Source organism: Mycobacterium sp. UM_11 (assembly GCF_001414075.1).
Classification (GTDB): domain Bacteria; phylum Actinomycetota; class Actinomycetes; order Mycobacteriales; family Mycobacteriaceae; genus Mycobacterium.
The window spans coordinates 25,545-39,434 of the sequence record NZ_LATC01000044.1 but is presented as its reverse complement, the minus strand read 5'-3'; the positions used below and the strand labels follow the sequence as shown (position 1 = coordinate 39,434).

The following is a 13,890-nucleotide window of genomic DNA, read 5'->3' as shown; positions in this document are numbered from 1 at the left end:
GTGTATAAGAGACAGCCTCGGGGCCGTCCACCACCACGCCAACCACCACGACGGAAACCAGCTCGACGCCGACGACCACGACGACGACACCGCCGCACGTGACGACGACGACGCCACCGACGGCGACCAAGACCCCGTTGACCGAGACCCAAACGCCGACGACCGCGGCGCCGCCCCCCAGCACGCAGCACCAGTCGACGGTTGCGCCGCCGCACACGCAGACCCAGCAGACGCTCGTCCCGCAGGAACCACGCACCCGCCACGGGTTCTGAGCCGTCCATGCCCGACGCCGTCACCGTGGTGCTGCCCTGCCTGAACGAAGAGGAGTCGCTGCCCGCCGTGCTGGCGGCCATCCCCGATGGCTACCGGGCGCTGGTCGTCGACAACGACTGCACCGACGACACCGCCGCGGTCGCGCGGCGGCACGGCGCCCGAGTCGTCGCCGAGCCCCGCCCCGGGTACGGCGCCGCGGTGCACGCGGGCGTGGTGGCCGCGAGCACGCCGATCGTGGCGGTGATCGACGCCGACGGCTCGATGGACGCCGGCGACCTGCCGCGGTTGGTCGCCGCGCTCGAGCAGGGCGCCGATCTGGTGATCGGGCGGCGCCGGCCGGTGGCGGGGCTGCACTGGCCGTGGGTGGCGCGGGTGGGCACCGTGGTGATGAGCTGGCGGCTGCGCACCCGGCACGGCTTGCCGGTGCACGACATCGCGCCCATGCGGGTGGCCCGGCGTGAGGCGCTGCTGAATCTCGGTGTCGCCGACCGGCGTTCGGGCTACCCGTTGGAGCTCTTGGTGCGCGCCGCGGCCGCCGGCTGGCGGGTGGTCGAACTCGACGTCAGCTACGGCCCCCGCACCGGCGGCAAGTCCAAGGTCAGCGGCTCGCTGCGGGGGAGCGTCACGGCGATCCTCGACTTCTGGAAGGTGATCTCGTGACGCTGCCGGTGACGCTGCTGGTGGTCGCCAAGGCGCCCGAGCCGGGCCGGGCCAAGACGCGGCTCGCGGCGACGGTCGGGGACCTCGTCGCCGCCGAGATCGCCGCCGCCGCACTGCTGGACACGCTGGACGCGGTCGCCGCCACGCCGGCGGCCAACCGGGTGGTAGCCATGACCGGTGACCTGGACGGCGCCGCCGGCGCCGACGAGATCCGGCGACGGTTGCGGTCCTTCACGGTGATCCCGCAGCGCGGCGACGACTTCGCCGACCGGCTCGCCAACGCCCACGCCGACGCGGCCGACGGCTACCCGGTGGTGCAGATCGGGATGGACACCCCGCAGGTGACCGCCGACATGCTGGCCGACTGCGCGCGCCGGCTGCGCGAGGCGCCGGCCGTGCTCGGGCCGGCCGTCGACGGCGGCTGGTGGGTGCTCGGTTTACGCGACCCCGCGGCGGCCGAATGCCTGCGCACCGTCCCGATGTCGCAATCCGACACCGGGTTGCTGACGTATCGGGCGTTGCACGACATGGGAATCGAGCCGTACGCGGCGCCGCGGCTGGCCGACTTCGACGTCGTCGACGACGTGGCCGCGGTGCGTGACGCGTGCGGGCCGGCCAGTCGCTTCGCGCAGGCCACCCGCGCGGCCGGCCTGTGACCCGGTAGGCGTTCGGATCGCGTGTGCGCTCAGGGTCTTGCGAGTGAATCGTGGGCGGTGAGATCGAGAAAATGGCACCGTCGGTTCACACGCAATGCCGCCGGCGCACGCCGGATCACCAGTTGGTGACGATGAGCGTGTTGAGCAACACGGCGCCGGCGGCGTTGAGCGCCAACCACACTCGGTGTGATCGGACGGGCAGCAGCGCGGGGGCGGCGGTGAGCCAGACGGTGAAGGGCAGCCAGATCCGCTCCACCTCGGCCTTGCTCAGCATGCTCAGGTCCGCCAAGACGATCGCGGCCAGCATGGCCAGCAACACCAGGTGAAACCCCGAGCGGCGACGGATGGCCGCCACGTCGAACACCCGGCTGACCCCGGCGACGCCGCCCAAACCGATCGCGCACACCACCGACGCCAGGTTGGCCCAGCCCCAGTACGGAAACGGGCGGTCCTTGGCGATGCCCTGCCAATAGCGTTGCTGCACAAGGGTGTAGCCGTCGAACCAGTAGAACCCCGCGACCGCGAAGGCCGAGGCCACCGCCACCGCGGCCAGCGCCGCCGGGCCGAGCGCCCGCAGCGCCGCCCGCCAGTCGGCGGCCGAGGCCAGCACCGCCAGCGCCGGCAGCCCCATCAACATCAGGCCGTAATTGCAGAACACGCCCCAACCCAGCAGCAGGCCCGCGGCCGCGGCCGTCAAGGCGGGGAAGCGAACCGGCCGGTGCACCGCCACCGCCAACAGCGCGAGGCCCCACGCCGCCACCCCGGCGAAGTAGCCGTCCGCGGAGACGGCGACCCAGATCGCCGTCGGGGCCACCGCCACGAACGGCGCGGCCAGCCGCGCGGTCCGCTCGTCGGCCAGCGCGCGCACCGCGATCAGCACCGCGGCCGCCGCGCTGGACCCCGCGAGCAGGCACAGCAGCCCCGCCCAGGCGCCGCCGTGCAGGCCGATCCGGTCCAGCCACACGAACGTCAGCAGCGCGCCGGGCGGGTGACCCGAGACGTGCGTGGTCCAGGAGTTCGGTTGGTAGTCGACGATCCGGCTCGCGAACGTGCGCACGGTGGCCGGGATGTCGGTGATGCCCGGCACGGCTGACAGGTACTCGTCGCGGGTGGTCAGCCGGCCGGCGAAGCCGCGCTGCCAACCGTCGATCATCGCCAGCGCGAAGGCCCACCCGCAGGCGGTGGCCCAGCTGACAAAGGTCAACAGGCGCCACGAAAGACGTTGTGCCAGAATCGATCCCCACCACACGGCGGCGACCGCGATGGCGATCGCGGGCCCGGTGCCCCAGCTGGCGTGGATTTCCCAGGCGCCGAAGATCGGGGCCGCCCCGGTGTGCGTGCCGAACCGCTCCTGACCGACGTCGGTGCGCGGCCGCACACCCCAATGCAGCCGCGGCAACACGAACGCCGCGCACACCAACAGCGCCGCCGCCGCGACGGCCGGTAACTCGCGACGTGCCACCCTCACGACCGAACAGCCTATTGATTCCCCGGGCCGGCGAACCGGCGCACCAACGCCGCCCGGTCGACCTTGCCGATGCCGCGCCGCGGTAGCGCTTCGACGACGTGCACCTCGCGCGGGGCGGCGGTGGGGTCCAGGGTGCGCGCCACGTGGGCGCGCAACACTTCCAGCGTCGGCGCCGAGTGCCCCTGGGCCACCACGATCGCGGCGACCACCCGCTGGCCGAGCCGGTCGTCGGCGACGCCGAAGACGGCGCACTCCCCGACGGCGGGGTGGGTGTCGAGCGCGGCCTCGACCAGTTGGGGCAGCACGGTCAGCCCGCCCGTGCTGATCGCGTCGTCGGCGCGTCCGGTGACGCTCAGCACGCCCGCCGCGTCCACGACGCCGAGGTCGTCGGTGCGGAACCAGCCCGGCTCGGCGAACGGGTCGGGATCCACCGGGTTGCGATAGCCCTTGGCCAGGGTCGCGCCGCCGAGCGCGATGCGCCCGTCGGGCGCCACCCGGACCCGCACGCCGTCCAGCGCAACCCCGTCGTACACGCAGCCGCCCGCGGTCTCGCTCATCCCGTAGGTGCGCACCACCCGGATGCCGGCCGTCGCCGCGGCGTCGAGCACGCGGTGCGGGGCCGGGCCGCCGCCCAGCAACACCGCGTCCAGTTCGGCGAGCGCGGCCGCGGCCGCCGGGTCGGCCAGCGCCTTGGCCAACTGCGCGGCCACCAGCGACGCGTAGCGCCGCCCAGGTGCCAATCGCCTTGTCGCAGCGGGCAATTCGGCAGTGTCGAAGCCTTCGGAGATGTCCAGCTCGGCGGGCGTCGAGCCGGCCAGCGCGCTGCGGATCAACACCTGCAACCCGGCGATGTGGTGCGGCGGCAGCGCCAGCAGCCAGCTGCCCGGGCCGCCGAGGCGGTCATGGGTGGCCGTCGCGCTGGCGGTCAACGCGCCCGCCGTCAGCAGGGCTCCCTTGGGCGCTCCGGTGGTGCCCGACGTCGTCGCCACCAGCGCCACGTCGTCGTCGATGTCTTCCCCGACCCGCAGGCCCGCCCGCAACGCGTCGGAACCGGGGGCGAGGGCCACCAGCGCGGGGTCGCGCCCGTCCAAAACCCGTTCCAGGGCGGGTAACAGCGACGAGACGGCCGAGCCCGGCGGGACGGTGAGCGCGCGCAGTACGGCTATGCGGGGTCCTCGACCTCGTCCGCGTCGTCGAACGGCCAGCCCTGGGCGGCCAGCCGCACCCGCACCCGCTCGACGTCCTCGGGCGAGGGCAGGTTGTCGGTGATCTGGGTGATCAGCACCCCGATGTCGACGTCGTCGAACTCACCCCGTTGGATCAGCTCGCAGGCGACGGCCTTGACCTCGTCGTTGGACAGCCGGCGGGCGAGCAGCGCGAGCACCGGGAAGGTGTCCGTCGGCGGGACGCCCTCCGGATATCCCGCGCGCAACCACGAGACGATCGAATTGAGAAATCCGTTCACGCTGGTACAACTCCCCCCGGTGTCCGGCTCGGTAACTCGGTGGGCATCAATCGATGCTACTTGGGTTTGGCCCCGAGGAAAGCGACGCCGGTGTGATGCGCGATGAAGTCCCGCGAGATGTACGCCAGGGCGAAGGCGATCACCACGATCACCACCGCGTAGATCGCCCACGCGAGCGCCAGCAGCAGCGGGTTCTTCTGCGCCGAGTTGCCGTCGGTGCCGGCCTGTCCGGCGCCCACCGCGTGGAATCGGAGCCCCAGGGCGAACAGCCCCGGCAGTGCGGCCCCGGCCAGCATCGAGAAGACCAGGATCTTGAGGGAAGCCTGGTAGTTGAACCAGTCGCCGAAGTGACTCATCAAGCGTTCGCCTTCATCGTCGGGTCATCGGAGTCGTAGCGGCCGGACGAGCCGCTGCCGTTGGTTGGATGCACGTCCGAGGGCGGCCGGTGCTCCGCGGAGTCCTCCAGCCCGGCCGTCAGGTCGCCCTTCCATTCGGCGTTGACGTTGTTGTGGTCGACCTTGACCTTGCGCGACCGGATGTAGATGGTGGCGGAGACCGCGATCAGCAGCGCGAAGCCGACGATGGCGCCGGGGTAGCCGCCGATCAGGTGCACGATCCAGTAGGTGACCGCGCCCACCAGCCCCGCCAGCGGCAGCGTCACCAGCCAGGCGACGCCCATACGGCCGGCGACGCCCCAGCGGACCTCACCGCCGGGCTTGCCCAGCCCGCTGCCCAGCACCGAACCCGTGCAGACCTGGGTGGTCGACAGGGCGTAGCCGAAGTGGGCGGACAGCAGAATCACCGCGGCCGAAGACGATTCGGCGGCCATGCCCTGCGGCGACTGGATTTCCACCAGCCCCTTGCCCAGGGTGCGGATGATGCGCCACCCGCCCAGATAGGTGCCCAGCGCCATCGACACCGCGCAGCCGACGATGACCCACAGCGGGGGCATGGCGGCGTTCTTGCTGACCGAGCCGTAGGACATCAGCGCCAGGAAGATGATGCCCATCGTCTTCTGGGCGTCGTTGGTGCCGTGTGCCAGCGAGACCAGCGACGCCGAGCCCCACTGGCCGTACCGGAAGCCGGCCTCGGTGCGCTTGGCCGAGATGTTGCGGGTGATCCGGTAGACCAGCCAGGTCGCCACGGCCCCGACCACGATGGCCAGGATCGCCGACACGACGGCCGGGATGATCGCCTTGGACACCACGCCCTTCCAGATCACCCCGTGCGCGCCGACGGCCGCGATGGTGGCGCCGACGATGCCGCCGATCAGGGCGTGCGAAGAACTCGAGGGGATGCCCAGCAGCCAGGTCAGCAGGTTCCACACTATGCCGCCGACCAGGCCGGCGAAGACCAGCTCCAGCGTCACGATGTGCCCGTCGATCAAACCCTTGGCGATCGTGGCGGCGACGGCGGTGGACATGAACGCGCCCACGAGATTGAGCACCGCGGACAGCGCGACGGCCGCCTTGGGCTTGAGCGCACCGCTGGCGATGGAGGTCGCCATCGCGTTGCCGGTGTCGTGGAAGCCGTTCGTGAAATCGAAAGCCAGTGCCGTGATTACGACAATGATCAGAAGGAACAATTGGATGTTCACAGCGCCCGATTCTGGTGGTAGGGGGATTCCATTGTCGAATGCAGCGGGACCGTAATCGCGGGTGTATCTAGACTCGTCGCCAGATGTTACCTCTCAGTTAACCGGACTTTCCCCGTCGTTCACCCCGGGTGTCGCGGCGCAACGGGTGGTCGGGCGGGATCTGCACGAAGATCAGCGTGATGCCGTCGGGGTCGGTGACGTGCATTTCGAACAGGCCCCACGGTTCTTGGCGCGCCTCGCGGGCGATCTCGACGCCGCGGCTTTGTAGCTCGGCCTGGGTGGCTTCGATGTCGCGGACCTGGAGCCACAAAGCGCCGGGGAAGGGGCCCCGCGAGTGATCCGGGGAGCCGTAGCCGGCCAGCTCCAGCAGCGACTGGCCGGCGAAAAACACTGTGCCCGCGCCGTATTCACGGGCGATCGCCAGGCCGATCCGGTCCCGGTAGAAGGCCAGCGACTGCTCGTAGTCCGCCGGTCGAAGCAGCATCCGGCTGGCCAGGATCTCCATGACCTCGTGTCTATCACGTTGGTCTGGGCTCAGTCGCCTTCCGCGCGATTCGGCTGAATCCGCTGCCGCTGCATGAGCGTGTTGACCAAGCGGGGGCCGAACGTGTCCAGCGCCTTGGCGGCGATCGCCATCCGCGGGGCGATCCGCACGGGCCGGGTGCGGGCCGCGGTCAGCATCCACTCGGCGGCCTCTTCCGACGTCAGCGCCGGCATGCCCTCGTAGGCCTTCGTCGGCGCGATCATCGGCGTGGCCACCAGCGGGTAGTACAGCGTCGTCGAATGCACGCCCCTGGGCCCCCACTCGGTCTCCACGACGCGGCTCACCGCCGACAGCGCCGCCTTCGACGCGTTGTAGACCGCGAACAGCGGCGACGCCTCGGACAGCACACCCCACGTCGATACGTTGATGACGTGGCCGGCGCCGCGCTCGAGCATCCCGGGGGCCAGCCCGCGGATCAGCCGCAGCGGCGCGTAGTAGTTGAGCACCATGGTCCGCTCGACGTCGTGCCAGCGATCCAGCGACTCGGCCAGCGGCCGGCGGATCGAGCGGCCGGCGTTGTTGATCAGGATGTCCACCCCGCCGAGTCGCTCCTGAACGTCGGCGACCAGCGCGTCGACGGCGTCCATGTCCGAGACGTCGCACGGCATCGACAGCGCGGTGCCACCCGTCGCGGCGATCCGGTCCGCGAGCGCGTCCAGCAGGTCTTTGCGGCGCGCGCTGACGGCCACGGTCGCGCCCGCGCGGGCCAGCAGTTCGGCCCCGGCCTCGCCGATGCCCGACGACGCCCCGGTCAGCAGGATCCGCTTGCCCCGCAGGTCGACCGGCTTGATCGCAGGCCGGTTGACCAGCACCTGCGGGGCCATCGGGGGGCGCATGGTGGCCAGGACGAGCTGGTCTTTGAACCTGCTGAGGGGACTCTTGCTCACGGGGGGAGTCTAGGGGCGGCCTACCGAGCCCCTAGAAGTAGCGGGGGAACCGGCTCCAGTCGGGTGGGCGCTTCTCCAGGAAGGCGTCGCGGCCCTCGACGGCCTCGTCGGTCATGTACGCCAGCCGGGTCGCCTCGCCCGCGAACAGCTGCTGACCCACCAGCCCGTCGTCGAGCAGGTTGAAGGCGAACTTCAGCATCCGTTGCGCCTGAGGGGACTTCGCGTTGATCTCGGCCGCCCACTCGATGCCCGCCCGCTCCAGGTCGGCGTGGTCGAAGACGGCGTTGACCGCGCCCATCTGGTGCATCTGCTCGGCGGTGTACGCGCGGCCCAGGAAGAAGATCTCCCGGGCGAACTTCTGGCCCACCTGCCGCGCCAGATACGCGCTGCCGTAGCCGCCGTCGAAGCTGCCGACGTCGGCGTCGGTCTGCTTGAAGCGGGCGTGCTCGCGGCTGGCCAGGGTGAGGTCGCAGACCACGTGCAGGCTGTGCCCGCCGCCGGCGGCCCACCCGTTGACCAGACAGATGACCACCTTGGGCATGAACCGGATCAGCCGCTGCACCTCGAGGATGTGCAGCCGGCCGGCGCGGGCGGTGTCGACGGTGTCGGCCGTTTCCCCGCTGGCGTATTGGTAGCCGCTGCGCCCGCGGATGCGCTGATCGCCGCCGGAGCAGAACGCCCAGCCGCCGTCCTTGGGCGACGGCCCGTTGCCGGTCAGCAGCACCACGCCCACGTCGGGCGACATCCGCGCGTGGTCGAGCACCCGGTACAGCTCGTCGACGGTGTGCGGCCGGAACGCGTTGCGCACCTCGGGCCGGTCGAACGCCACCCGCACCGTGGCGTCGGCGACGTGGCGGTGGTAGGGGATGTCGGTCAGGCCGTCGAACCCGTCCACGGGCCGCCATTGGGCGGCGTCAAAGGGGTTGTCGGTCATGGCTTTTCAATCGGCTCGAAACGGAAGACCGCGCAGCGGCCGGCCAGCGCCTCGAACTCCTCGGGGCGGCCCTCGGTGACCAGTCCCGCCCGCGTCATGAAGCCGACTCCCGTAGGCACCTCGGTGGGGAAGAGCCGCAGGATCGGCCGGGCGTCGTCGGCGGACAGTTCGGCCATCCGCACCCGTTGGACCTGCCTGCCGCGCGCGATCGTCGCCTCACCGGCGGCCCGCACGTTGGCCACCCAGTCGGCGCCCGGGAACCCGGCGACGACGTACTGGTGGCCGTCGACGGTCATCGGGGTCACCGGCGTCGAGCGCGGCGCCCCGGACTTGCGGCCCTTGACGGTCAGCACGACGGGGCTCTCGCCACCGAAACTCATTCCCAGCCGCGACATCTGGATGAAGACCTTGTTGGCCGGCTTCAGCCACCACGGCGGCTTGATCGGCTTGCCGCTTCCCATAGCCCGCGACGTTACCCCGCGGCCGTAACGTGCCCAGTCTCCGGCCAGCCGCACGCTCGGCGCAGTAACCAGCTAGCCGACGGCGGCCAGCCTTGCCAGCGCGCCGGCGTCCAGGGTGACGTCGCCCGCGCCGAGGTTCTCCTCGAGGTGCTCGACCGATCGCGTGCCCGGAATCAGCAACGTGTTCGGCGCGTGCGCCAGCAGCCAAGCCAAGCCGACCTGGGCGCCGGTGACGCCGAGTTGGCCGGCTATGTCCACGACCACGGGATGGTCGGCGACCTTCGGGAAACCCGGAAACGCCGATCCCAGCGGGAAGTAGGGCACCCAAGCGATGCCCTCCGACTTGCAGAGGTCCAGCGTGGCTTCCTGCGAGCGGTCGAACAGGCTGTAGGCGTTCTGCACGCAGACGATCTCCGCCGGCAGCGCCCGCCGCACCACATCGAGCGGCACGCTGCTGATGCCGATCGCACCGATCTTGCCCTCGTCGCGCAGCGCGATCATCTCGGCGAGTTGGTCGTCGAGGTCGACGTCCTGGTCGCCCCCGGCGGCCGCAGCAGGCCCGAGGTCCATGCGCCGCAGGTTGACCACCGGGACGCAATCCAGGCCCAGTTGGCGCAGGTCGTCCTCGACCGCGGCGCGCAGTTCCGCGGGCTTCTGCGCCGCCGCCAGCGGTATCGGCTGTTCGCCGGTGAAGCGAGCCCCGACCTTGCTGACGATGACGAGGTCGTCGGCGTAGGGGAACAGCGCCGCGCGAATCCGCCGATTGACCTCGCCGGGGCCGTAGAACGACGCGGTGTCGATGTGGTTGACGCCGAGTTCGACCGCGCGGCGCAGCACCGCGGCCGCGTCCTCGACGGATGCGCCCTCGAACAGCTGCATCGCGCCGTAGCCAACGCGGGCGACGGTCGACGCGCCGATGTTGCCGGGACCGCCCGGCTGTGGTTTGTCCGTCATGGTGCTCCCTGGTGTCACAATGGGGAAGATGCGGAGGATCCTCCGCTTATTCGACGGTAGCAGAAACGGAGGTGCCTCCGCTTGGCTGGGATCCGATCGGACGCCCGCCGGAATCGGGAGCGCCTGCTCGAGGTCGCGACGGCGGCGTTCGCCGCCGCCGAGGGGCGATCCGTATCGCTGGAGGCCATCGCGCGCGACGCCGGCGTGGGAATTGGCACGCTGTACCGCCATTTCCCGAATCGGGAGGCGCTCGTCGAGGCCATCTACCGCGCCGAGCTCGCCGAAGTGGCCGCGACGGCGGAACGGCTGCTCAAGCGGCATCCGCCCAGGGCTGCGCTGCGCCGCTGGATGGACCGCTATGCCGCCTTCGTGGCCGCCAAGCGCGGAATGGCCGAATCGCTGCACGCGATCTTCGACTCAGGCGCAATGCAGGCCAGCCAGACTCGCGACAGCATCGTCGGCGCCGTGGACCTGCTGTTGCGCGCCGGCGCCGAGGACGGGAGCCTGCGCCCCGATGTGCAGGCCGACGACGTGGTGTCGAGCCTGATCGGCATCTTCATGGCCAGCGGCTCGCCGGAACAGACGGGCCGCATGCTCGACCTGCTGGCCGCGGGCATCGCCGCCGCCTGATCACCGAGCGTCACGCCAGCGCGACGGCAGCCGCTGAGCGCCGCGCTGGCGTGACGCTCGGCGCAAGCACTTAGCCCACGGCGCGCTCGGCGCCCTCCCAGAACCGCGCGCGCACGGCCTTCTTGTCGGGTTTGCCCAGCGCGGTCACCGGCACCGAATCTACGACGATCACCTGCTTGGGCGATTGCACCGAACCCTTGCGCTCCTTGACGGCGGACTGGATCTCGACGGTCACCCGCGCCACCGACTCCTCGTCGGAGGGATGGTCGGGCCGCAACACGATCACGGCGGTGACGGCCTCGCCCCACTTCTCGTCCGGCGTGCCGATCACGCAGACCTGCGCGACGGCCGGGTGCTCGGCGACGACGTCCTCGACCTCGCGCGGGAACACGTTGAACCCGCCGGTGACGATCATGTCCTTGACCCGGTCGACGATGAACCAGAAGCCGTCCTCGTCCTCCCGGGCCATGTCACCGGTGTGCAGCCAGCCGTCGGAGAACGTCTTGGCCGTCTCCTCCGGCAGGTTCCAGTAGCCGCCGCTCAAAAGCGGCCCGGACACGCAGATCTCGCCGACCTCGCCCTGCGGCACCGGGTTGCCGTCGCCGTCCAGCAGTGCCGTGCGGGCGAACAGGGTGGGTCGCCCGCAGGAGGTGAGCCGCTTCTCGTCGTGGTCCTTCTTGGCCAGATACGAGATCACCATCGGGGCTTCGGACTGCCCGTAGTACTGGGCGAAGATCGGCCCGAAGCGGCGAATGGCCTCGGCCAGCCGCACCGGGTTCATCGCCGAGGCGCCGTAATAGACGGTCTCCAGCGAGGACAGGTCGCGGGTGTGCGAATCGGGGTGGTCCATCAGCGCGTAGATCATCGACGGCACCAGCATGGTCGCGGTGATCTTCTGCTCCTCGATCACCCGCAGCACCTCGGCCGGGTCGAACTTGGTCAGCACCACCAGCTCGCCGCCCTTGATGATGGTCGGCACGAAGAACGCCGCCCCGGCGTGCGACAGCGGGGTGCACATCAAAAAGCGCGGGTTTTCCGGCCACTCCCACTCGGCCAGCTGGATCGTGGTCATCGTGGTGATCGACTGCGCGGTCCCCAGCACACCCTTGGGCTTGCCGGTGGTGCCGCCGGTGTAGGCCATCCCGCCGATGTGGTCGGGCGGAAGGTCGGCGGCCACCAACGGTTTGGGCGAATACTTCGCGGCCTCGGCCACCAGGTCCACCGCGGAATCGCCGAGCGCCTCGGGGACCGGGCCGATGGTCAGGATCTGCTTGAGGCCGGGCACCTTCTCCAGCAGGCCCAGCGCCCGCTCGACGAACATCGGGTTCGGGTCGATGATCAGCGACGTCACCCCGGCGTCGTTCAGCACGTAGGCGTGGTCGTCCAGCGAGCCCAGCGGGTGCAGCGCCACGCGCCGGTAACCCTGGGTCTGCCCGGCGCCGATGATCATCAGCACCTCGGGCCGGTTCAGCGACAGCAGCCCGACGGTCGCGCCGGTGCCCGCGCCCAGCGCCTCGAACGCCTGGATGTACTGGCTGATCCGCTCGGCGAGCTGGCCACCGGTCAGCGTGGTGTCGCCGAGGTGCAGCACCGGCTTGTCCTTGTTGCGTTTGAGCGCACCTACGGTCAGGTGTCCGGAATGAATGGGATGGCGCAGTAGCTCGTCACTCATGAGGCCAACACTAGAACGTGTTGCAGTTTTAGTCAGCCACCCCCTCAACCGACGCCTTGATCACTAGCATCCCTGGACATGGCCGCCGCAGATCTCGTCGTCACCGGAACCGTGCTGACCGTCGACGAGAAGCGGCCCACCGCCGAGGCGCTCGCCGTCGCCGACGGCCGCATCGTGGCCGTCGGCACCCGCGCCGAAATCGAGGCGCACCTCGGCCCGGACACCCGGATCATCGACGTCGGTGACGGCTGCGTCATGCCGGGATTCGTTGAGGCGCATGGCCATCCGCTGATGGAGGCGCTGGCGCTGAGCGACCGGATCGTCGACATCCGGCCCGTCACGCTGCCCGAAGCGGACGACGTCGTCGCCGCGGTCCGCCGCGAGGTCGCCGCCCGGGGTGCCGACGGCGCCTACTTAAACGGCTGGGATCCGCTGCTGCAGCGCGGGTTGCCGCAGCCGACGCTGGACTGGCTCGACGAAACCGCGCCCGACGGGCCGCTGGTCATCATCCACAACTCCGGGCACAAGGCCTACTTCAACTCGCATGCCGCCCGTCGGTCCGGATTGACCCGCGACACCCCCGATCCCAAGGGCGCGCGATTCGGCCGCGACGCGCGCGGCGACCTGGACGGCTCCGCCGAGGAGACCGGCGCGGTGTTTCCGCTGCTGACCGGGGCCATCGCGCCCGAAGACTATCCGGCAATGCTGCTCGCCGAGTGCGCCCGGCTCAACCGCGCCGGCCTGACCACCTGCTCCGAGATGGCCTTCCACCCGGCGTTCGGTCCGGTGGTCGAGCGGCTGCGCGGCGACCTCACGGTCCGGCTGCGCACCTACGAGATCTCCAACCCGCAGATGCGCACCGACGCCACCCCCGGCCAGGGCGACGACATGGTGCGCCGGGTCGGCATCAAGATCTGGGTGGACGGCTCCCCGTGGGTCGGCAACATCGCCCTGTCCTTTCCCTACCTGGACACCGACGCCACCCGCACCATCGGGGTGCCGCCCGGCTCCTGCGGGCACGCCAACTACACCCGCGAACAGCTCAGCGAGATCGTCGGCGCCTACTTCCCGCTGGGCTGGCCGATGGCCTGCCACGTGCAGGGCGACGCCGGCGTCGACACCATCCTCGACGTCTACGAGGAGGCGCTCAAGCTCCACCCGCGCGACGATCACCGGCTGCGCCTCGAGCACGTCGGCGCCATCCGGCCCGAGCAGCTGCGGCGCGCCGCCGACCTCGGCGTCACCTGCAGCATCTTCGTCGACCAGATCCACTACTGGGGCGACATCATCGTCGACGGCCTGTTCGGTCCCGAGCGCGGATCCCGTTGGATGCCAGCGGGTTCCGCGGTGGCCACGGGCATGCGGATCTCGTTGCACAACGACCCGCCGGTAACCCCCGAGGAGCCGCTGCGCAACATCAGCGTGGCCGTCACCCGCACGGCGCCCAGCGGCCGGGTGCTGGCGCCCGAGGAACGGTTGACGGTCGAGCAGGCCATCCGCGCGCAGACCATCGACGCGGCCTGGCAGCTGTTCTCCGACGACGTGGTCGGCTCGCTGGAGGTCGGCAAGTACGCCGACCTGGTGGTGCTGTCGGCCGACCCGCGAACCGTCCCGCCCGAGCGGATCGCCGACCTCGAGGTGCGCGCGACGTTTCTGGCGGGTCGCCAGGTCTACGGCGCGTGAAGCCGA

The 13,890-nt window shown here is 70.8% G+C and carries 16 protein-coding genes; 4 read left to right on the top strand and 12 right to left on the bottom strand.

The genetic code is table 11. The annotated features are described in order from the left end of the window. Positions 1 to 217 (bottom strand): hypothetical protein (locus WU80_RS13310; RefSeq protein WP_197285991.1); only part of this gene is annotated, 217 nt, incomplete at its 3' end. Between the two features lie 62 nt (positions 218 to 279). Between WU80_RS13310 and WU80_RS13305 the strand changes: the two genes are divergently transcribed. Together WU80_RS13305 and WU80_RS13300 are read left to right on the top strand one after the other, a co-directional pair. Continuing rightward, entirely contained in the window at positions 280 to 933 is a 654-nt protein-coding gene (locus tag WU80_RS13305) for a glycosyltransferase family 2 protein (RefSeq protein ID WP_055403150.1), read from the top strand. Continuing rightward, positions 930 to 1,589 carry a DUF2064 domain-containing protein gene (locus WU80_RS13300; RefSeq protein WP_055403149.1) on the top strand — a complete coding sequence of 220 codons (660 nt, stop codon included), beginning with the start codon at positions 930 to 932 and terminating at the stop codon, positions 1,587 to 1,589. Before WU80_RS13305 ends, WU80_RS13300 begins: the two co-directional genes overlap by 4 nt. Before the next feature lie 115 nt (positions 1,590 to 1,704). Here WU80_RS13300 and WU80_RS13295 read toward each other — a convergent pair whose 3' ends face one another. The 10 genes from WU80_RS13295 to WU80_RS13250 form a co-directional block, all read right to left on the bottom strand. Next, positions 1,705 to 3,057 carry a hypothetical protein gene (locus WU80_RS13295; protein WP_055403148.1) on the bottom strand — a complete coding sequence of 451 codons (1,353 nt, stop codon included), beginning with the start codon at positions 3,055 to 3,057 and terminating at the stop codon, positions 1,705 to 1,707. A gap of 11 nt (positions 3,058 to 3,068) precedes the next feature. Further along, positions 3,069 to 4,160 (bottom strand): o-succinylbenzoate--CoA ligase, encoded by a 1,092-nt coding sequence (menE, locus tag WU80_RS13290; RefSeq protein ID WP_231633821.1) that lies wholly within the window; start codon positions 4,158 to 4,160, stop codon positions 3,069 to 3,071. Between the two features lie 59 nt (positions 4,161 to 4,219). Next, the gene (locus tag WU80_RS13285; RefSeq protein ID WP_055403146.1) at positions 4,220 to 4,522 is read right to left on the bottom strand and encodes a DUF3349 domain-containing protein; all 303 of its coding nucleotides are present in this window, start codon (positions 4,520 to 4,522) and stop codon (positions 4,220 to 4,222) included. Positions 4,523 to 4,578: 56 nt separating this feature from the next. Continuing rightward, complete coding sequence (locus WU80_RS13280; protein WP_055403145.1) at positions 4,579 to 4,878, bottom strand: hypothetical protein; 300 nt, start codon at positions 4,876 to 4,878, stop codon at positions 4,579 to 4,581. Next, positions 4,878 to 6,119: an inorganic phosphate transporter gene (locus WU80_RS13275; RefSeq protein ID WP_055403144.1), complete on the bottom strand. Its 1,242-nt coding sequence runs from the start codon at positions 6,117 to 6,119 to the stop codon at positions 4,878 to 4,880. The genes WU80_RS13280 and WU80_RS13275 overlap by 1 nt, the downstream gene beginning before the upstream one ends. A gap of 97 nt (positions 6,120 to 6,216) precedes the next feature. Continuing rightward, complete coding sequence (locus tag WU80_RS13270) at positions 6,217 to 6,624, bottom strand: VOC family protein (protein ID WP_055403143.1); 408 nt, start codon at positions 6,622 to 6,624, stop codon at positions 6,217 to 6,219. Between the two features lie 29 nt (positions 6,625 to 6,653). Continuing rightward, positions 6,654 to 7,550: an SDR family oxidoreductase gene (locus WU80_RS13265; RefSeq protein ID WP_055403142.1), complete on the bottom strand. Its 897-nt coding sequence runs from the start codon at positions 7,548 to 7,550 to the stop codon at positions 6,654 to 6,656. A gap of 31 nt (positions 7,551 to 7,581) precedes the next feature. Further along, entirely contained in the window at positions 7,582 to 8,484 is a 903-nt protein-coding gene (locus WU80_RS13260; protein ID WP_055405769.1) for a 1,4-dihydroxy-2-naphthoyl-CoA synthase, read from the bottom strand. Further along, entirely contained in the window at positions 8,481 to 8,945 is a 465-nt protein-coding gene (locus tag WU80_RS13255) for a nitroreductase family deazaflavin-dependent oxidoreductase (protein WP_055403140.1), read from the bottom strand. Before WU80_RS13255 ends, WU80_RS13260 begins: the two co-directional genes overlap by 4 nt. A 72-nt stretch (positions 8,946 to 9,017) precedes the next feature. Next, positions 9,018 to 9,899: an aldo/keto reductase gene (locus tag WU80_RS13250; RefSeq protein ID WP_055403139.1), complete on the bottom strand. Its 882-nt coding sequence runs from the start codon at positions 9,897 to 9,899 to the stop codon at positions 9,018 to 9,020. An 81-nt stretch (positions 9,900 to 9,980) separates the two neighbouring features. On the opposite strand from WU80_RS13250, the gene WU80_RS13245 reads away from it, so the two are divergent. Continuing rightward, positions 9,981 to 10,529 (top strand): TetR/AcrR family transcriptional regulator, encoded by a 549-nt coding sequence (locus WU80_RS13245; protein ID WP_055403138.1) that lies wholly within the window; start codon positions 9,981 to 9,983, stop codon positions 10,527 to 10,529. A gap of 70 nt (positions 10,530 to 10,599) precedes the next feature. Here WU80_RS13245 and fadD8 read toward each other — a convergent pair whose 3' ends face one another. After that, entirely contained in the window at positions 10,600 to 12,201 is a 1,602-nt protein-coding gene (gene fadD8, locus WU80_RS13240) for a fatty-acid--CoA ligase FadD8 (protein WP_055403137.1), read from the bottom strand. A gap of 78 nt (positions 12,202 to 12,279) precedes the next feature. Between fadD8 and WU80_RS13235 the strand changes: the two genes are divergently transcribed. Continuing rightward, positions 12,280 to 13,884: an amidohydrolase gene (locus WU80_RS13235; RefSeq protein WP_055403136.1), complete on the top strand. Its 1,605-nt coding sequence runs from the start codon at positions 12,280 to 12,282 to the stop codon at positions 13,882 to 13,884. The last annotated feature ends 6 nt before the right edge of the window (positions 13,885 to 13,890 follow it).